General features: G+C 68.4%; 11 protein-coding genes and 1 pseudogene. 7 read left to right on the forward strand and 5 right to left on the reverse strand.

The features are described from left to right. Positions 1–29: 29 nt before the first annotated feature. Positions 30–2,199, forward strand: a pseudogene (locus tag AC1PLR_RS15030) (phosphocholine-specific phospholipase C); the annotation flags it as partial. A gap of 131 nt (positions 2,200–2,330) precedes the next feature. Here the strand turns inward: AC1PLR_RS15030 and AC1PLR_RS15035 are convergent. Then, a complete protein-coding gene (locus tag AC1PLR_RS15035) occupies positions 2,331–3,254 on the reverse strand; it encodes an alpha/beta hydrolase (protein WP_481103611.1) in 924 nt (307 codons plus the stop codon). A gap of 306 nt (positions 3,255–3,560) precedes the next feature. Continuing rightward, the gene (gene bla, locus AC1PLR_RS15040; RefSeq protein ID WP_481101496.1) at positions 3,561–4,469 is read right to left on the reverse strand and encodes a class A beta-lactamase; all 909 of its coding nucleotides are present in this window, start codon (positions 4,467–4,469) and stop codon (positions 3,561–3,563) included. Positions 4,470–4,567: 98 nt separating this feature from the next. On the opposite strand from bla, the gene AC1PLR_RS15045 reads away from it, so the two are divergent. Both AC1PLR_RS15045 and AC1PLR_RS15050 read left to right on the forward strand, forming a co-directional pair. Further along, positions 4,568–5,446 (forward strand): LysR substrate-binding domain-containing protein, encoded by an 879-nt coding sequence (locus AC1PLR_RS15045; RefSeq protein WP_481101497.1) that lies wholly within the window; start codon positions 4,568–4,570, stop codon positions 5,444–5,446. 225 nt (positions 5,447–5,671) lie between these two features. Beyond that, positions 5,672–5,962 (forward strand): hypothetical protein, encoded by a 291-nt coding sequence (locus AC1PLR_RS15050; protein WP_019799624.1) that lies wholly within the window; start codon positions 5,672–5,674, stop codon positions 5,960–5,962. Between the two features lie 279 nt (positions 5,963–6,241). Here the strand turns inward: AC1PLR_RS15050 and AC1PLR_RS15055 are convergent, their stop codons facing one another. Together AC1PLR_RS15055 and AC1PLR_RS15060 are read right to left on the reverse strand one after the other, a co-directional pair. Further along, positions 6,242–6,763, reverse strand: a complete 522-nt coding sequence (locus AC1PLR_RS15055; RefSeq protein WP_481101498.1) for a YcxB family protein — start codon at positions 6,761–6,763, stop codon at positions 6,242–6,244. A 145-nt stretch (positions 6,764–6,908) separates the two neighbouring features. Then, on the reverse strand, positions 6,909–8,765 hold the full coding sequence (locus tag AC1PLR_RS15060) for an ABC-F family ATP-binding cassette domain-containing protein (protein WP_481101499.1): 1,857 nt from the start codon (positions 8,763–8,765) through the stop codon (positions 6,909–6,911). A 254-nt stretch (positions 8,766–9,019) separates the two neighbouring features. On the opposite strand from AC1PLR_RS15060, the gene AC1PLR_RS15065 reads away from it, so the two are divergent. The 4 genes from AC1PLR_RS15065 (at position 9,020) to AC1PLR_RS15080 (ending at position 18,273) form a co-directional block, all read left to right on the forward strand. Beyond that, positions 9,020–11,410, forward strand: a complete 2,391-nt coding sequence (locus AC1PLR_RS15065) for a TonB-dependent receptor plug domain-containing protein (RefSeq protein ID WP_481101500.1) — start codon at positions 9,020–9,022, stop codon at positions 11,408–11,410. 206 nt (positions 11,411–11,616) lie between these two features. After that, positions 11,617–14,007 (forward strand): TonB-dependent receptor plug domain-containing protein, encoded by a 2,391-nt coding sequence (locus AC1PLR_RS15070; protein WP_481101501.1) that lies wholly within the window; start codon positions 11,617–11,619, stop codon positions 14,005–14,007. A gap of 729 nt (positions 14,008–14,736) precedes the next feature. Next, positions 14,737–17,121: a TonB-dependent receptor plug domain-containing protein gene (locus AC1PLR_RS15075; protein WP_481101502.1), complete on the forward strand. Its 2,385-nt coding sequence runs from the start codon at positions 14,737–14,739 to the stop codon at positions 17,119–17,121. Between the two features lie 720 nt (positions 17,122–17,841). Next, positions 17,842–18,273, forward strand: coding sequence for a hypothetical protein (locus tag AC1PLR_RS15080; RefSeq protein WP_420009236.1), 432 nt, complete (start codon positions 17,842–17,844; stop codon positions 18,271–18,273). Here AC1PLR_RS15080 and AC1PLR_RS15085 read toward each other — a convergent pair. Then, positions 18,263–19,777: an MASE1 domain-containing protein gene (locus tag AC1PLR_RS15085; protein WP_481101503.1), complete on the reverse strand. Its 1,515-nt coding sequence runs from the start codon at positions 19,775–19,777 to the stop codon at positions 18,263–18,265. The two genes, AC1PLR_RS15080 and AC1PLR_RS15085, sit on opposite strands and share 11 nt — an antisense overlap. Positions 19,778–19,919: the final 142 nt, after the last annotated feature.

Below are 19,919 nucleotides of genomic sequence, written 5' to 3' on the forward strand. Positions count from 1 at the left end.
GCCGCCGTATTGCGTTTCCCCGGACCACCATGACCGACCAGACCCGCCGCCGGCTGCTCCGCGCCGGCCTCACCGCCAGCGCCGCCGCCCTGCTGCCGCCGAGCATCGCCCGCGCCGCGGCGATCGCCCCGGACGTGCGCAGCGGCACCCTGGACGACCTGCAGCACGTGGTGATCCTGATGCAGGAGAACCGCGCCTTCGACCATTACTTCGGCAGCCTGCCCGGCGTGCGCGGCTTCGGCGACCGTTTCCCGATCCCCGCCCCGCCGCTGCCCGACACCGCACCGCGCACGGTGTGGCTGCAGCCCAGCGCCGACGGCAGCCGCCAGCTCGCGCCGTTCCCGCTGCGCACCGCGCGCGACTTCGCCACCATGCGCGTGCAGGGCACCCCGCACACCTGGCCGAACGCGCAGCAGGCCTGGGACCACGGCCGCATGGGCCAATGGCCGGCGGCCAAGCGTGACCACGCACTGGCCTACTACGAACGCGACGACCTGCCGTTCCAGTTCGCCCTGGCCGACGCCTTCACCCTCTGCGATGCCTACCACTGCGCGATCCAGGCCGGCACCAATCCCAACCGCGTGTTCCTGTGGACCGGGCAGAACGATCCGCATGCGCGCGCCGGCGGCCCAGTCATCGCCAACTCGCACGACAACTTCCCGGAACTGGGCGGCGACCCGGACGACTATCGCTGGCCCAGCTATGTCGAGGCGCTGCAGCAGGCCGGCGTGTCCTGGCAGATCTACCAGGACATGGCCGACAACTTCACCGACAACCCGCTGGCCGGCTTCGCGCCGTTCCGCGCGGCCTGGCGCGGTGCGCCCGGGCACGATCCGCAACTGCGCGCGCGCGGCGTCAGCAGCCGCAGCCTCGCCCAGTTGCGCGAGGACGTGCTGGCCGCGCGGCTGCCGTCGGTGAGCTTCATCATCGCCGACGCCGCCGGCAGCGAGCATCCGGATCCGTCCAGCCCGGCGCAGGGCGCGGCCTACACCGCGCGCGTGCTCGATGCGCTGACCGCCGATCCCAAGGTGTGGGCGCGCACCGCGCTGCTACTGATGTTCGACGAGAACGACGGCTTCTTCGACCACGTGCCGCCACCGGCGCCGCCCTCGCCCTCGCCGTCGCACGATCCGGCCGTGACCGCGGCCGGCGGCTGGGCCGGCGCCTCCAGCGTCGCCACCGATGGCGAATACCACCTGCATCCGGCACCGGGCGATGCCAAGGCGGATCCACCGGAACTGCACGGCCGTCCCTACGGGCTCGGCCCGCGCGTGCCGATGTACGTGATCTCGCCATGGAGCCGCGGCGGCTGGGTGGATTCGCAGGTCTACGACCACACCTCGGTGCTGCGCCTGCTGGAACGCCGCTTCGGCGTCGCCGCCAGCGGCGTGAGCGCCTGGCGCCGCGCGGTCTGCGGCGACTTGCTCGACGCCTTCGATTTCCGCCAGGCCGATACCCGCCCGTTCGTCGCCGATCTGCCGGATGTGCGCGAGGCAGCGGCACGCGCCGCCGCATTGCGCGACCACGCGCTGCCGCCGTTGCCGGCGCAACTGCAGGCGCCACGACAGGCCTTCGGCGTGCGCCGTTCGCGCGCCCTGCCGTATCGGCCAACGGTGCAGTTGCAGTACGCGCTCGAGCGCGGCGAAGTGCAATTACGCATGACCAACACCGGGGCCGCGACAGTGCTGCACGTCTACGACCGCTACGACCTGGCCGCACTCCCGCGCCGCTACACGGTCGGCGCCGGCACGACCCTGGACGGCACCTGGACCACCTACGACGGCAGCTACGACCTGTGGCTGCTCGGCCCCAACGGCTTCCACCGCCACTACTGTGGCGACCTCAGCGCCCCGCTGCTGCAGGCCGAGATCGTCCAGGAGCCGACCGACACGCAGGCGCTGTGCCTGGTCCTGCGCAATCCGGGTGCCGCGCCACTCAGCGTGTCACTTGAACCGGCCGCCTACGCCCAGGCACAACCGCGCCAACGGGTGACGCTGGCGCCTGGTGCCGAGCAGCGCATTCGCTGGAATGCCAAACCAAGCGGCGGCTGGTACGACCTGTGGCTGGTCCAGGACAACGCGCGTCAGCGCCTGGCCGGCCGCATGGAAACCGGCAAGCCCGGCATCAGCGACCCGGCGATGGGCGGACCGGCGCGGCTGTATCAGGAGCCCGCCGGAGGCGGGCGGGATTGGGGAGTCGGGATTGGGGATTCGTGACAACGTCCGGGATTTGGGATTGGGGATTCGTGAAAGCGCAATCCGCGCGCCGACACGCTTTTGCCAATCCCGAATCCCCAATCCCCAATCCCGGCTGTTACGAATCCCGAATCCCTAATCCCGGCTCTCAAGCACCCCGATCGTCCGCAGCCAGGTCTCCACCAGCTGCGGCCACTGTGCAATCGGCAGGTTCTTCGCGCGCAGGCCGAAGGCATGACCGCCCTTGGCATAAATGTGCATTTCCGTCGGCACGTCGGCATGGTTGAGCGCGACGAAGTACGCCAGCACCTGCGAGACGCCGTCGACATAGTCGTCCTGAGCCTGCAGCAGGAAGGTCGGCGGGGTGTCGGCGGCGACGCGGATGTCCGGACGCAGGGCCAGATCGGTGAAATCGCGGGTGTCGGCGTCCTCGTCCTCGTGCACCCACAGATGGCCGGGATACACGGCGATGGCGAAATCCGGGCGGCAGCTCACGCGGTCGGCGGCATCCACCAACGGATAGGTACGCTGGGCGAAATGCGTACTGGTCGCGGCGACCAGGTGGCCGCCGGCGGAAAAGCCCATCACCCCGATCTTGTGCGGGTCCACGCCCCAGGTGGCGGCCCGCTGGCGCACCAGGCCCAGCGTGCGCTGCGCGTCCTGCAGCGCGGTCTGTACCTTGGGGTAGTAGCGCCGGTCATCGACCCAGGTCGGCCCGGAGTTCGGCACGCGGTACTTCAGCAGGACGCAGGTGATGCCGCGCGAGATCAGCCAGTCGCAAATGTCCGTGCCCTCCAGGTCCATGGCCAGCATCTGGTAGCCGCCGCCGGGAAATACCACCACCGCGGCGCCGGTGTTGTGGCCCTGCGCCGGGTACACGGTCATGGTCGGCCGGCTGACATTGTCGATCCTGGCCCCGGGCCCAGCCGTTTCCGGCTTCGGATGCGGCAACGCATCCGGCACCGCGCCGGGCCAGATCGGCACCTGCACGTGGCCCGGCGTGGGCTCCCAGACCCGCGCCTGCGCGGCGTGGGCAGACAGACCGAGGGCAATGGCCAACGAACAGCACACGAATCGACGCATGGGACGCTCCGAACAGGATGGGAGATGGAAGGGACCACAGGACGGCCGCGACGGCTGTGGCCGTTGGGTGCAACGCAAGCGATCGCGCGCGGCATCGGCACGATGGCGCCGCCGATGATCGCGAGCAGCGTCTCCTACGAATGGCTGTTGTCCCGTTTGTGGAATCAGCCACGACGGACCTTCGCGATAAAGCCTGTCGCGGCCGAAGCCACGCCTACAGGAGGTCGACCTGCATCCGGCACGATTGCGGCGAGCGCAGTCGATACAGCGCGCGCAACGCACCTAGCCGGTACGCAGTGCCTGCGCAGGCAGCGACGCCACCACCGCCTGCGCCACCGCTTTCAGCGCCGCATCGCGCGCGGCGCTGTCGACCGTGGCGCCGTTGAGATAGGCGGTGAGCAGCAGCGGCGTGGGCCGCCCCGGCGCCCACACGATGGCGATGTCGTTGCGGGTATCGGTGCCGTTGCTGCCGGTCTTGTCGCCGATCCGCCAGCCCGCCGGCAGGCCGGCACGCAAGCAGTCGTTGCCGGTGCGGTTGTCGCGCATCCAGTCGATCAGGCGCTGCCGCGAAACCGCCTGCAGCACCTCCCCGAGCAACAAGGCACGCATCGTCGCGGCCATCGCCGCCGGCGTGGTGGTGTCGCGCGGATCGCCGGCGACGAAGTCGTTCATGCCCGGCTCGTTGCGGTCCAGTTGGGTCTGCGCATCGCCCAGCGCACGCAGGAAGCGGTTCACCCCGGGCGGGTCGCCGACCAGCGGCAACAGCAGGTTGGCCGCGGTGTTGTCGCTGTAGATCATCGCCGCACGGCACAGTTCGACCACGCTGAGGGTGCCGCCGACATGGCGCTCGGACACCGGCGCATTCGCCAGCAGATCCGCCTTGCGCACCGGCAGGCGCCGCTCCAGGGACAGCTCACCGCGGTCGACCCGCTGCAGTACGGCCCCTGCCAATAGAAATTTGAAGGTACTGCACAGCGGGAAGCGCTCGTCCTGGCGCTGTCCGCCCAGCGTTGCGCCGCCGCCATCGAGCAGGCTCACGCCGAGCCGGCCGCCGCTGCGACGCTCGATCTCGGCCAAGCGCTTTTGCAGCGTCTGCGCAGGCTGTTGCGCGGTTTTTGCCTGTGCTGCGGCCACCGCCAGCAGGCTCGCGCCCATGCCCACGCCCTGCAGGAACCGTCGTCTCGTCAGCATCGTCCACCTCCGTCGGGAGCCAGGATGATGGCCACATTGACCCACCCCCACCAGCGAGGTTATTCAATCGCACCCATGAGGCGAATTGATACCTGGCGATGATCCGTCCGCACCTGCCGCTGAACGCCCTGCGCGCCTTCGAGGCCGCGGCGCGGCACCAGAACCTGACCCGTGCCGCGGCCGAGTTGTGCGTGACCCAGGCCGCGCTGAGCCACCAGATCAAGCATCTGGAGGCGCGCCTGGGCGTGGTGCTGTTCCAGCGACTGCCGCGCGGCGTCGCCCTGACCGACGAGGGCCTGCGCCTGCATCCGGTGCTGACCGAGGCCTTCGACCGCATCGCCGGGACGCTGCAGCGCTTCGCCGGCGGCCGCTACCGCGAGACGCTGAGCGTGGGCGTGGTCGGCACCTTCGCGGTGGGCTGGCTGCTGCCGCGGCTGGACGCCTTCCACGCCGCGCACCCGGATATCGAATTGCGCGTGTACACCCACAACAACCGGGTCGACCTGGCTGGCGAAGGCCTGGACCTGGCGATCCGGTTCGGCGACGGCGACTGGCAGGGGCAGCACGCCACACCGATCCTGGACGCCCCGTTCGCACCAGTGTGCGCGCCGGCGCTGGCGCCGCTGCTGCGCACGCCCGCAGACCTTGCCAGGACCGCGCTGCTGCGCTCCTATCGACTGGACGAATGGCCGCGCTGGCTGCAGGCCGCCGGCGCGCCCGAGGTGCAGGCCGGCGGCCCGATCTGCGATGCCTCGCTGACCCTGGCCAGCATCGCCGCAGCCGGCCACGGCGTGGCCCTGCTGCCGCTGCGCCTGTTCGCCCAGGACCTGGATGCCGGGCGCCTGGTCTGTCCGTTCAGCACCCGCATCGACCTGGGCCGCTATTGGCTGACCCGGCTGCGCTCGCGCGTGGAAAACGACGCCGCCCGGCGCCTGCGCACGTGGTTGCTGGCCGAGCAGGCGGCGTCGGCCGAGTGAACCGGGATGGCGGCGGCGCAGGCAAGTGCCTGGATGCACGGCTTGTCGGGCACTCTGCCGGTGTGAACTGCATCGCCAAACTAGCGCGCGAAGCTGGTAACGATACCCGCGTGAAGATTTTGTGCAGTGCCGCTTGGCGACCGGTTTGGGGCGAACTATGATCCCGGTCGCAGTCGCAATGTGCGCCTGGGGAAGGCGCCCACAGTTTCTGGGGGAAACTTGCTGATGAACCGTATTGCCTTGACCGCCCGTCCGGGACTGGTCTCGCGTGACGTCGTGCTCGCGGCCGCGCTGGCCTGCCTGTGTGTGCTGCACCTCGCCTACTTTCTGCGCAGCGGCGCCAGCGAATGGCATTGGGCGCTCAGCGCCGCCGGTCTGGCGCTGATGGCGCTGAAGGCCGGCCTGCGACCGACGCCGACCGCCCGCCCCTCGCTGCAGGGCCTGCGCTCGCGCACGCCGCTGGACTGGGCGGCGATCGCCGGCGGCCTGCTGGTCGTGGCCAGCGCCGCGGCCTGAGCCGCGTCGAGAAGCGATTGAAGCCCCTCTCCCACCGGGAGAGGGGTTGGGGTGAGGGTACGCCGGCACGCACGGCCGGCTGCTGCGACTCCGCAGGCGCCCGCACCCTCATCCGCCCCTTCGGGGCACCTTCTCCCGCAGGGAGAAGGAATTGCTGGCTCGGCGGGAATCATCCGTGCCTTGGCGGCGACACCATCGCCGAGCCGCATTCGCGGGAACAGAAACAGCCCGGACATCCATATCTCACGTCTCCAGCGCACGCCCTGCCGGCGGCGCCCGCTACACGGCGCGCTTGCCGCCGTCGGTGCCCACCTGCGCCGCCACCAGGTGCCGGAACGCGTCGCGCTGCGCGGCATCGGTGAACCAGGACGTCGGCACCAGGTCGAACAGGATGTCGTTCTGGTACAGCATCAGCACCTGCGGATTCTCGCGATAGCGCACGTAGTCGCCCCAGGGACGCTGCACGCGCCCGTCCGCCCAGGTGATCTCCAGGCCGGCCGCGTCCCAGCGGAGGGTAAGGCGATGCCGCAATGCCGCCTGTTGCGCATACAGGCGGCGGACCTTGCGCGGCATCGTCCATGCCGACTGGATGGTCTGGCCGATCAAGCCACCGCCACCGGCGGCGGCCAGCACGACGCCGAGCATGGCCATGCCCGAGCCATGCCGGGCGAAGGCGAACAGCATCAATCCGCCCAGCAGCAACGCCGCCATCGCCAGCAGCACGCGCCGCACTGCGCGCCGTTGATGCAGGCGCTGGGCGATCAGATAGTCCTGCAGCGTGATGTTGCCGCTGATCGTCATGCTGCTCCTCCCGCTGTCCTGCACCGGCCAGAGCAGGAGCGTGCCACGCGCGGCAGGGCCGGCGCAAAGTCGCCGGCAGGCACGCTACGCCGCCTTCCACCGCGGCGTCGGTCTACCTGCCAGCAAGGCAGGCCCACGGCGCGCCTCAGCCGTCGATCAACTCCATCCACGCCTGCTCGGCCTGCGCCAGCTCGCGCGCGGCGGCCTCGCGCTCGCGGCCCAGCACCGCCATCTTCTCCGCATCGGCGTAGTGCTTGGGATCGGCGAGCTGGCGATCGAGCTCGGCCAGTGCCGCTTCCAGCTCGCCCACGCGCTTCTCGGCGGCGGCCAGCTTGTGCGGGTTCGGCGGCTTCTTCGCCGGCAGCGGCTTGACCGGCGGCGACGGGGTCGGCGCGGCTTCGGCCAGTTTATGCTTGGTGCCCTGCGCGGCCGGGCGGGTGCGCAGCCACGCGGCATAGGCGTCGAGGTCGCCGTCGAACGGCTCCACCACGCCGTCGGCCACGCGCCAGAAGGTGTCGCAGACCAGGCCGATCAGGTGGCGGTCGTGCGAGACCATCACGATCGCACCCTCGAAATCGCTCAACGCCTCGGCCAGCGCCTCGCGCATCTCCAGGTCGAGGTGGTTGGTCGGTTCGTCGAGCAGCAGTACGTTGGGTTGCTGCCAGGCGATCAGCGCCAGCGCCAGGCGCGCGCGCTCGCCGCCGGAGAAGCCGTCGACCGGCTCGAACGCGCGGTCGCCGGGGAAATTCCACTTGCCGAGGAAATCGCGGAACGCCTGGTTGCTGGCGTCCTTGTCGATCTCGCGCATGTGGTCCATCGGCGACTGCCCTTCGTGCAGCGACTCCACCGTGTGCTGGGCGAAGTAGCCGATGCGCAGGTCCGGATGCGCCATGCGCTCGCCGGCGATCGGCGGCAGTTCGCCGACCAGGGTCTTGACCAGGGTGGTCTTGCCGGCGCCGTTGGGGCCGAGCAGGCCGATACGCTGGCCAGCCTCCAGGCCGAAACCGACGTTGTGCAGGATCACCGCGTCGGCGCCGTAACCGGCCTCGGCGTGGTTGAGGCGGATCAGCGAGAACGGCAGCTTGGCCGGCGGCGCCAGTTCGATGCGGAACTCGCGTTCGGCGCGCACCGCCTCGGTGCCGGCCAGCTTCTCCAGGCGCTTCATCCGGCTCTGCGCCTGCGCCGCCTTGGACGCCTTGGCCTTGAAGCGGTCGATGAAGCTCTGCAGGTGGGCGCGCTCGGCCTGTTCCTTCTCGTGCGCGATCTGCTGCTGGCGCAGCTGCTCGGCGCGCTGGCGCTCGAAATCGGTGTAGCCGCCGGTGTACAGCTTGGCGCCGCCGTTGTGCAGATGCAGGGTGTGGGTGGCGACGTTGTCGAGGAACTCGCGGTCGTGCGAGATCAGCAGCAGCGTGCCCGGATACTTCAGCAGCCACTGCTCCAGCCAGTACACCGCGTCCAGGTCGAGGTGGTTGGTCGGTTCGTCGAGCAGCAGCAGGTCGCTGGGCATCATCAGCGCGCGCGCGAGGTTCAGGCGCACGCGCCAGCCGCCGGAGAACGAGGACACCGCGCGGTGATGGGTCTCGGCCGGGAAGCCGAGGCCGTGCAGCAGCTTGCCGGCACGCGCATCGGCGTCGTAGGCGCCCATCTCGGCCATCTTGGTGTGCGCGGCGGCCACCGCCTCCCAGTCCTCGCGCGCGGTCGCCTCGGCCTCTTCGGCCAGCACCGCGGCCACCGCGGTGTCGCCGCCGAGCACGAAGCTCAGCGCCGGATCCGGCAGCGACGGGGTTTCCTGGGCGACGCTGGCGATGCGCACCTTGCCGGGCAGGTCGACGTCGCCCTTGTCGGCCTCCAGTTCGCCCTTCACCGCCGCGAACAGGCTGGACTTGCCGGCCCCGTTGCGGCCGACCACGCCCACCCGGTAGCCGGCATGCAGGGTGAGGTCGACATTGGACAGCAACAGCCGCTCGCCGCGGCGCAAGGCGAAATTACGTAGGGAAATCAAGGCAGGGCACTCGGCTAGCGAGGCGGAAGTGTAGCCGCTTCGCCCGCCCCGGCCCACCCGGGGCGGCGACGTGGCGCGGTCCGGGGCTCCCCCCTGGGCACCGCAAAAACCGGACCCAGGTCCGGATTTGTATACGCGCCGGCGTGAAAAACGGATTTCAATCCGATGGCACCCGCTGCACTGCAGCATTCGCCCGTCCCAACGGAAATCGCCAGACCCACGCCACTCCCACCAGCCACTGGAGTCTCCGCCCGATGACGCAACGCCGCCTCCCCCTCGTCAGTGCCGTCCTGCTCGCGCTCGCCTCCGCCAACAGCCTCGCCCAGTCCCAGCAGGCACCGACCACGCTGGACAACGTCATCGTCACCGGCACCCGCATCGCCGACCGCACGGTGGCCGAATCGCAATCGCCGATCGACATCATCGCGCCCGAGGCGCTGCAGGCCACCGGCGCCAGCGACCTCGCCAGCGCGCTGGGCAAGCTGCTGCCGTCGCTGAACTTCCCGCGCCCGGCGATCAACGACGGCAACGACGCACTGCGCCCGGCGACCCTGCGCGGCCTGTCGCCGGACGCGGTGCTGGTGCTGCTGGACGGCAAGCGCTACCACACCACCTCGCTGGTCAACTACAACCCCTCGGTCGGGCGCGGCTCGGCGCCGGCCGACCTCAACTCGATTCCGATGTCGGCGATCGCGCGCATCGAGGTGCTGCGCGACGGCGCGTCGGCGCAATACGGCTCCGACGCCATCGCTGGGGTCATCAACATCGTGCTCAAGCACGGCGCCAAGGCCGGCAGCAACAGCGTTTCCGTCAGCGGCGGCATCATGGACAAGGGCGACGGCGCGCAGAACGGGATCGACGGCTCCTACGGCCTGGCCTTCGGCGGCGCGCCGGGCGGCGAGGCGCCGGGCTGGGTGCGGGTGTCGTGGAACTACCTCAACGCGATGAATACCAACCGCGCAGAGAACACCGACAAGGCCACCACCCTGGCCGGGGCCGCCAACCCCAGCGGCGTTCCCTACGAGCGCTACGGCGACCCGGCGCTGAAGACCTATCAGGGGCTGGTCAATTTCGGCTACGCGCTCACCCCGCACGTCGACCTGTACGGCTACGCCAACTTCAGCCGCCGCGAGGTGCTGTCCAACGGCTACTACCGCGCCTGGGACAACAGCGACCGCAACGTGCAGGCGGTCTACCCCAACGGCTTCCTGCCGCAGATCTACAACCCGTCCAACGACCGCGCCGCGGTGCTCGGCGTCAAGGGCAGCACCGACAACGGCTGGACCTGGGACGTCTCCGCCGACTACGGCAAGAACGACGTCACCTTCGACCTGCGCAACACCATCAACACCAACCTGTACTGGAGCACCGGCGCCTCGCCGACCCGCTTCAACGCCGGCGGCTTCCGCAACGAGCAGAACGCGCTCAACGCCGACTTCAGCAAGTCCCTGGACTGGGGCCTGGCCTATCCGGTCAACCTCGCCTTCGGCGCCGAGTACCGGCAGGACAAGTATGCCGTGGTGGCCGGCTCGCCCACCTCGATCTATTTCGATCCGAACGCCATCAACCCCGAGACCGGCGCGCCCTACCCGGGCGGCTCGCAGGTGTTTCCCGGCCTGTCGCCCTCGGTGGCCGGGCAATTCCAGCGCCACAGCAAGGCGGTGTACGCGGACCTGGAAGCGGACCTGAGCGAGCGCCTGTCCGGCGGCGTGGCCGCACGCTACGAGGACTACAGCGATGCCGGCACCACCCGCTCGGGCAAGCTGTCGGCGCGCTACCAGCTCAACGACGCCTTCGCCGTGCGCGGCACGATCTCCAACGGCTTCCGCGCGCCCTCGCTGGCGCAACAGAACTACGCCTCGGTGGTGACCCTGCCGGTGGGCGGCGTCCTCAGCCAGATCGGCACCTACCGCACCTCCGACCCGGTGGCGATCGCGCTCGGCGCCAAGCCGCTGGCGCCGGAGAAATCCACCAACTACAGCATCGGCGCGGTCTGGCAGCCCGGCGGCGGCTTCAATTCCACCCTCGACCTGTACCAGATCCGCATCTGGGACCAGATCCTGTATTCGGACCAGATCTCGTTGGCCGTGCCGATCGGCCAGGTCAGCGCCGCGCAGTTCTTCGTCAACGGCGCCACCACCCGCACCCGCGGCGTGGACTGGGTGAGCAACTACCTGCTCGACCTCGACCGCGCCGGCACGCTCAACCTCAGCTTCAGCGCCAACTACAACAAGATCGAGATCCTGGAGATCTCCGATCCGAACTTCGGCCGCGCCAGCCAGGGCCTGCTGACCGACGCCACGCCGCGCACCAAGTACGTGCTCAGCGGCGACTGGACCCTGGCCGGCTGGACCCTGCACGGCGACGCGACCCGCTACGGCGCCATCACCCGCCGCGGCGACGAGGCCGACGGCAGCCAGGACCAGGCGTTCGCGGCGCGCTGGCTGCTCAACCTGTCCACCAGCTACGCCTGGCGCGACCTCACCTTCACTGTCGGCGTCGACAACGTCACCAACCAGTACCCGACCCGGACCGCGCTCAACAACATCTACGACGACCGCCCCAACGGCCTGCAGTACTCGCCGCTGTCGCCGTTCGGCTTCAACGGGCGCTACTGGTACGGGCGGGTGAGCTACCGCTTCTGAGAAGGCCAGGGACCGTGGCGTGGCCGCAGGGGCGCGGCCACGCAACGGCGCGGGCGGCTTAGAACGTAAAAGAATAAGAACATGCGCTTGCATCCTGCGACGCAGCACGCATGTTAAAAAATAATAAGCCGCCCCTGGGACGCGGCCTGCTTGGCCATGCCAGCCGCCGCGCCCCGCCTGCCATTTCGGCACCTGCTGGAGTTTTCATGAACCGTCCGTTGTCGCTGCTGGCGAGCGCCGTGCTCGCCGCCCTCGCCGCCCCCTCCTTCGCCCAGACCGCGTCCGACGCACCCAGCACGCCCAGCACGCTGGACACGGTCATCGTCACCGGCACCCGCGTCAGCGACCGCACCGTCGCCGAGTCGCAATCGCCGATCGACATCATCACCCCCGAGGCGCTGCAGGCCACCGGCACCTCGGAACTGGCCACCGCGCTGTCGCGCGCGCTGCCCTCGCTGAATTTCCCGCGCCCGGCATTGACCGACGGCACCAGCGGCATCCGCCCGGCGCAGTTGCGCGGGCTCTCGCCCGACCAGGTGCTGGTGCTGGTCAACGGCAAGCGCCGCCACACCTCGGCGATGATCAACGTCAACGGCACCATCGGCCGCGGTTCCTCGGCGGTGGATCTCAACGCGATCCCGATCGCCGCGATCGAGCGGGTGGAAGTGCTGCGCGACGGCGCCTCGGCGCAGTACGGCTCCGACGCCATCGCCGGCGTGGTCAACATCGTGCTCAAGGGCGCCGGCGAAGGCGGCAGCCTGGCCGTGGAGCACGGCAAGTACTCGGCCGGCGACGGCGCCAAGTCGCAGCTCTCCGGCGACGCCGGAGTCGGCTTCGGCGATGGCCGCGGCAGCCTGCACGTGGCCGGGCAGATCAGCCAGCAGGACGCCACCAACCGCGCCGGCCCCTACCAGGGCACCGCGCCGAACACCGGCAACTACCCCGGCATCGGCCAGACCACCTTCGTCTACGGCGACCCCAAGGTCGACGCCACCGCGGTCTCGGCCAACGGCGAGTTCCGCTTCAGCGACAACCTCACCGGTTACGCCACCGCGATCGCCAGCAACCGCGACATCACCTCGTTCGCGTTCTACCGCTCGCCCAACCACAACGGCCAGACCGCGCTGCTGGCGCAGGTCTACCCGGACGGCTACGTGCCGCAGATCGAGCAGTACTCCAAGGACCGCTCGCTGGTCGCCGGCCTGAAGGGCAGCACCGCCGGCGGCTTCGCCTGGGACATCAGCTACAACTACGGCTACAACAAGGTCGACTTCCACACCGCCAACAGCATCAACTACAGCCTCGGCGTCGACAGCCCGCGTCGCTTCTACGACGGCGCGCTGGAGTACACCCAGAACGCGGTCAACGCCGACTTCACCCAGCCGCTGGAGTGGGGCCTGGCCTATCCGGTGACGCTGTCCTTCGGTGCCGAGTACCGCCAGGAGAAGTGGAACCAGTCGCCGGGCGAGCTGGCTTCCTATACCGGCACCACCGGCGGCGCGCAGGGCTTCGCCGGTTTCGCGCCGCTCAACGCGGTGCATTCGGACCGCCACAACTACGCGGTGTACGCGGGCCTGGAAGCCGACCTCACCGACAAGTTCTCCGCCGGCCTCACCGGCCGCTACGAGGACTACTCGGATTTCGGCAGCAAAACCTCCGGCAAGCTGTCGGCGCGCTACGCGTTCACCGACAAGGTCGCGCTGCGCGGCACCGTCGCCAGCGGCTTCCGTGCGCCGTCGCTGGCGCAGCAGCAGTACCAGGCGGTGACCAGCAGCTACATCAACGGCAGCTTCTTCGAATCCGGCACCTTCCCGGTGAACAGCGCGGTGGCCCAGGCGCTGGGCGCCGCGCCGCTGAAGGCCGAGACCTCGCTGTCCTACAGCCTGGGCCTGGTGCTGCAGCCGGTCGAGCGCCTGTACCTGACCGTGGACGCCTACCAGATCGAGATCGACGACCGCATCCTGCTCTCGTCCAACCTCAACGACGCGGCGGTGCTGGCCAAGCTGCGCCAGCTCGGCTACAGCAACGTCACCAGCGTGCGCTACTTCAGCAACGCCGCCGACACCCGCACCCGCGGCGTCGACGTGGTCGGCACCTACAGCATCCCGTTCGCGGCCAGCACGCTGGACCTCACCGCCAGCTACGGCTACAGCAAGACCGACATCACCCATGCCGTCACCCAGCCGCAGGCGCTGGCCGCCATCGGCTCGACCCAGACCACCCTGGGCCGCGACGAGATCGGCCGTCTGGAAGACAGCTATCCGAAGGACAAGCTGATCCTCAGCGGCACCTGGAAGCTGCCGAAGTGGGACCTGAGCCTGGCCGCGACCCGCTACGGCGAGTTCACCGTGCGCAATTCGGCCACCGCCGCGCGCGACCAGACCTACGGCGCGGACTGGGTGGTCGACGCCTCGGCCAGCTTCAAGCCGAGCACCAACTGGACGCTGACGCTGGGCGCGGACAACGTGTTCGACCAGTACCCGGACAAGACCGCCAACCTGATCAACTCCACCTACGGCATGCTGCCGTACAGCAACTACTCGCCGTACGGTTTCAACGGCGCCTACGTGTACGGGCGGATCAATTACCGCTGGTGATCGCGAGACCAGGCGCGCTGATTGCGCCTGCGCCGAGCACGACGACGGCCCGGGTTTCCCGGGCCGTTGTTTTTTTGGGGCGGGGATTGGGGATTGGGGATTGGGGATTGGGGAATCGAGATTCGGGATTCGGGATTCGAACTTCACCAGCCTGCGACGTTTTCGCGGATCTAGACTTTTTTGTAGGAGCGGCTTCAGCCGCGACGCTTTACCGGTGGCGCGTCGCGGCTGAAGCCGCTCCTAAGGCGCATGGATCGGGCGTCCTTGTGGGAGGGACTTCAGTCCCGACGCATGAAGGTGCCAGGTGGCGTTGGGCTTCACTCGTCGCGGCTGAAGCCGCTCCCACAGAAGCTATATGCATGCTCGCGTCATGCTGCGCTCGTGCACCCGCGACGCGCCCGACACCGTGCTGTGCCCCCGTGCCGCGCAGCCAGCATCTTGCACTTCGCGCTGCGAAAACGCCGCAGCGGCCACGCGCAGGCACGGCCACGTGCACCACGTCCGCGCGCATCGTCGGCATTTTGTCTACGAGGCCGGAAAATCCGGGGATGCGCGCTGCCGCAACGCCTGCAGCGGTGGTTGCAACTGCAACCTCCGCCTTGCGCTTAACGGAACATTGACACTCCTGACATCCGCCGGTAATCCCTAGGGAGCGTCGCTGCATCCGCCAGGGGACAGGGGAGCGCGCATGCAGCGACGCCTTCCCCCACTACTGGAGCCGCCTCCCTCATGACGCGCACGCTCACTCCGCTCGCCCACGCCGTCGCCCTGTGCCTGGCGACGTCCGCCGTTTCCGTCCATGCGCAGAACGCCGGCAACGCGCAAACCCTGGACACCGTCATCGTCACCGGCACGCGCGTGGCCGACCGCACCGTGGCCGAATCGGCGTCGCCGATCGACATCATCTCGCCGGAAACCTTGCAGTCCACCGGCACCACCGAACTGGCCACCGCGCTGTCGCGCGCGGTGCCCTCGCTGAACTTCCCACGCCCGGCGATCACCGACGGGTCCGATGCGGTGCGCCCGGCGCAGTTGCGCGGGCTCTCGCCGGACCAGGTGCTGGTGCTGGTCAACGGCAAGCGCTACCACACCACCGCCCTGGTCAACCTCAACGGTGCGCAGGGCCGCGGCTCGTCGCCGGCCGATCTCAACACCATTCCGATCGCCGCGGTCGAACGCATCGAAGTGCTGCGCGATGGCGCCTCGGCGCAATACGGCTCCGACGCCATCGCCGGCGTCATCAATATCGTGCTCAAGGGCAGCGGCAGCGGCGGCAGCCTGGCCGGGCGCTACGGCAAGTACAGCGCCGGCGACGGCGAGCAGTACCAACTCTCCGGCGATGCCGGGCTCACCTTCGCCGAGACCGGCAGCGTGCATTTCGCCGCACAGGCCGGCCACCAGGACCAGACCGACCGCGCCACGCCCTACCAGGGCCAGGTGCAACAGCGCTACGGCGACCCCGACGTGGACCAGGGCGCGTTCTCCTACAACGGCCAGTACAGCCCGGCCGACTACATCACCTTCTATTCCTACGCGATGCTCAGCCGCCGCGAAGTGCTGTCCAACGGCTACTTCCGCTGGTCCGGCGACAACCGCAACCGTCCGGAGATCTACCCGGACGGCTTCCTGCCGCAGATCTACAACGTCAGCAAGGACGTGTCCTGGGTCGGCGGGGTCAAGTCCAGCACCGCCGGCGGCCTGGCCATCGACCTCAGCTACAACTACGGCCGCAACGACCTGAGCTTCGACGTGCGCCACAGCCTCAACAACAGCCTGGGCCTGGCCAGCCCCACCGAGTTCTACGCCGGCGCGCTGCAGGTCACCCAGAACGTGCTCAACGCCGACTTCAGCAAATCGCTGGAGGTCGGCCTGGCCTACCCGCTCACCCTGGCCTTCGGCGCCGAGTGGCGCGGCGAGAAGTTCAACGAATCGCCGGGCGAGCCGGCGTCCTACGTCAACGGCGGCATTCCCTCGGCCAACGGCACCCTGCTGCCGGGCGCGCAGGTGTTCGCCGGCTTCAAGCCCAGCGACTCCGGCCACTACGACCGCAACAGCTACTCGGCCTATCTGGACCTGGAAGGCGACATCACCGACAAGTTCTCCGCCGGCCTGGCCGGACGCTACGAGAACTACAGCGACTTCGGCGACACCGCCACCGGCAAGCTGTCGCTGCGCTATGCCTTCAGCCCGAAGGTCGCGTTGCGCGCCACCGTCTCCACCGGCTTCCGTGCGCCCTCGCTGCAGCAGCAGTATTTCCAGTCGGTCGCCACCAACTTCATCAACGTCGCCCAGCCCGACGGCAGAATCGCCGCCACGCCGTTCGAGATCGGCACCTTCCGCACCGACAACCCGGCGGCGATCGCGCTCGGCGCCGAACCGCTGAAGGCCGAAAAATCCAAGAACTACGGCCTGGGCCTGGTGCTGCAGCCGGTGGACGCGCTGTACATCACCCTCGACGCCTATCGCATCGACATCGACGACCGCATCGTGCTCTCGGAGAATCTCACCTCCACGGCGGTACGCAACTACCTGCAGGGCAACGGCTACGCCGGCATCGGCGGCGGCCGCTACTTTACCAACGCCATCGACACCAAGACCCAGGGCGTGGACGCGATCGGCACCTACAAGATCGCGCTGCCAGCCAGCAGCCTCGATCTCACCGCCGGCTACAACTACAACAAGACCGACATCGAGAAGATCGCCGGCAATCCTGCGGTGCTGGAAGCGATCGACCCGACCGCGGTGCGCATCGGCCGTGCCGAGATCGGCCGCATCACCCGCGGTTCGCCGCGCGACAAGTTCTTCCTGAGCAGCGTGTGGTCGCCCGGCGCCTGGGCCTTCACCGCCACCGCCACGCGCTGGGGCGAATTCACCGACTTCGGCACCACGCCCGCCGCCGATCAGACCTATGCGGCCAAGTGGACGCTGGATCTGTCGGCCGCCTACACGCTGGGTCGGTGGCGCGTCACTATCGGCGGCGACAACGTGCTCAACGAGTACCCCGACCGCTCACGCGCCGGTGCCGGCACCCGCACCTACCTGCCGTACAGCACGTCCTCGCCGTTCGGCTTCAATGGCGCGTTTGCCTACGCCAACGTCAACTACAGCTGGTGATGCGTGTGCGGTGGCGGTGTCACTGGCACCGCCGCCGCATTCTCTACCGGCAGTCTCGATACCGCACCTCGCCGCCGTCCGTATCGATGACGCGCAGCATCACGACGCTGCAGGAATCGGATGCGTGCCCGCGCAGCAGCGACGGGGTGTCGACAAGGCCTGCGCGTGCCGGCCTTGTCGATGTCGCAGGGCACCGCAGCGCACTGCGGCAGTCGCCCGCTCTCCGCACACGGCCGCCGCGAGGCGCCATCCCAGTGCCATCGGCAGCGATGCAGACGCGTCAAGCACTCGTCGCGCAATCCAAGCGCGTTGGGCTGCCGCATAAGCGCAATAGATTTACTCGCGCTGCAACTCGCGCCCGATAGACAGAGCATTCGACACTCCACGTCCGTGCGCTATCGGCGCAATGTCGCGCAGTGAAAAACGCTGCCACTGTGTCGCGATGGTGTGCCTGCAATAAATGGCATGGAAACTGCAGTGCAGTCCACGCCCGACGTCCCGGCATTGCCGGAGGGTCGACGCGAAGTCGCGCGACCTGGGGCCATACCTGAGCAAGCCGATGCGGCGCATTTTGTGGAAATCATTCCACATAGATAAGCGTGATACGCATCACAAGTATGAATCGATTGATTATTTGTCAACAGTGGCCTGTTGCGATTCGCGTAATGTGGAATCGCCTGAACGGCAGGCAAAAAATCCCTTATGGGGAAGGATCTGATTATGTGGAAAACTTCCAAATTCGCGACGCTCTCGGGCATCGCGCTTTGCTCTGCGCTGGCGTTCAATGCCTCGGCGCAGAGTTGCTGTCCGGGCGGTGGTGTCGGCACGCCGATCGCCATCCGCGGCCTGGGCGAAAGCGCCCCGGCGGCGACCAACCTGTCCACCAATTCGTCTGCACGCATCTACCAGTTCGAGCGTAATGGCGTGACCTACCTGCAGATCAACGACGCCACCGGCCAGGTGCGCGGCGCGATCGGTCGTGTCGGCGACACCGCCTGGGTGACGCCGATGGGTCAGGACGTGGATCGGGTGAGCACCGTCGACACCTTCGACAGCAGCCGCGGCACCGTGGTCTACGATGCGCGCTACTTCACCGTGCAGCTGGCCAGCAGCGCCAACGGCGACGTCTGGACCGTGACCATCAAGAAGTAACCGGCTTTTGCAGGGGCTCTGAGATCAGGAAACTGATCTTTCGCTCATGACGGCGCCGGCAGGTGCCGTCATGAGCCTTCAACCGGCTCGCCAGCTCCCAGTCCATCTCGTCGGCGCTGTGCTGCTTGCGGCCGCTGCCCGGCATGGTCGTATCGGCTTCCAGCGTCACCACCACGCCGCGCTTGCCGCGCGCCGACCAGACCCGCGCCGTGATGATGTGCCGGCCCGCGTTGGGCAGGATTTCCATGGCGTTGAGGACGCACCGGTACGCCGCCAGTTGCAGGCCAATCGACAGCCGCCGCGTATCGCCGTGCAGGCGCGCCTCGACCTCGGTCTCGCAGGCATTGGCGAAGGCGATGGAATTCAGCGCGCCGTACAGGCCGTGGGTTTCGATATCCAGCGGATACAGTGCGGCGACGTAATCGTCCAGCAATTGCGCCTGGATCACCCCGGTGCGGTTCATTTCCATCGCCGCGGCGTAGTGGCCGTGCTCCTTCAGCGTGGTGGCGATATCGCGGCGCAGCTTGTTGATATGCACGTGGATGTCGGTGTACTCGATCACCCGGTTGCGCAGGGTGCGTTCGGCCGACATGTAGCTGGCTTGGGCGACCTGCAGCGCCTCCCTTTCGGCAAAGCCGAAGCGTTGCACTTGATCGAAGGCAACGGACAACTTGGCGCCGAGGGAAGCGAGTGCGGTCACCGCAAAGGCGACCAACAATTGCACCTGCAATGAGTCCGCGTCGTAGGCACCGGCATAATTGGTCTTCGGCATGGACATGGCCACCGCGAAGTTGGCCATCACCACGCCGATCGCGGCGCCTCGCCAGGCATGCTTGAAGGTCAGCCAGACGGCCGGCGCAATCATGAGAACCAGGAGGAACTGGCGCAGGACGCCCTCCACCTGCATCGCGACACCGAACAGGACGCCCATCAGCAGCGCGGCGACGCCTGCGCTGTGCAGAACCGTCCTTCGCGCAGCCGCATCGCCCTCTGCTCGCCTGACCCACAGCAGCGCGGGGAAGACGAACATAACGATACCCAGATAGAAACCGATCCAGAACTTCAGCGTGTTTTCCAGATTGATGTAGGCCGCGGGCCCACCCAGCAGCCAGTTGACGCCCTTGTTGACGAGCACCGCCCACAACGCCGCGCACAGGCAGATCAGCGGAAGCCAGCTCTGCTCGACCCGGAAATCCGGAAGATTGCGCCGGACCATCCAGGGAAGCAGCGCGAACGCGGGCATCAGCAGGAACGAACTGCCGTACACCCATACCGGATTTGCGCCGCCCTCCTCGATCATCGGCACGCGCATGCTCAACAGCGCCGCCGCATCTCCCAGGAACACGTAGGGCCAGAGCCGATACGGGAGAAACAGCAGTGCTGCCGTGCGCAGTCCGATCGGCAGGAACCACTGATCCAGAGAGCAGTGCCACACGGCCAGATAAGCCGCGCAGTACAAGGCGCTCAGGAGGATTCCTTTAGCGAAAGTCTTCAGTCTAGCCATGCCCCTGTCCCGGCAGGACACCAATGGGCGCAAACATACACCACGGAATGGGCCGAAACAGTAGACAGATAACGTCCACCATGCGCTGTAATGTCTTTCCCGACAGGGAGTTGCGTGCGGGACCGGTTCGCTGCGACCTCCA

It is taken from the genome of Xanthomonas sp. NCPPB 3570 (assembly GCF_056725115.1).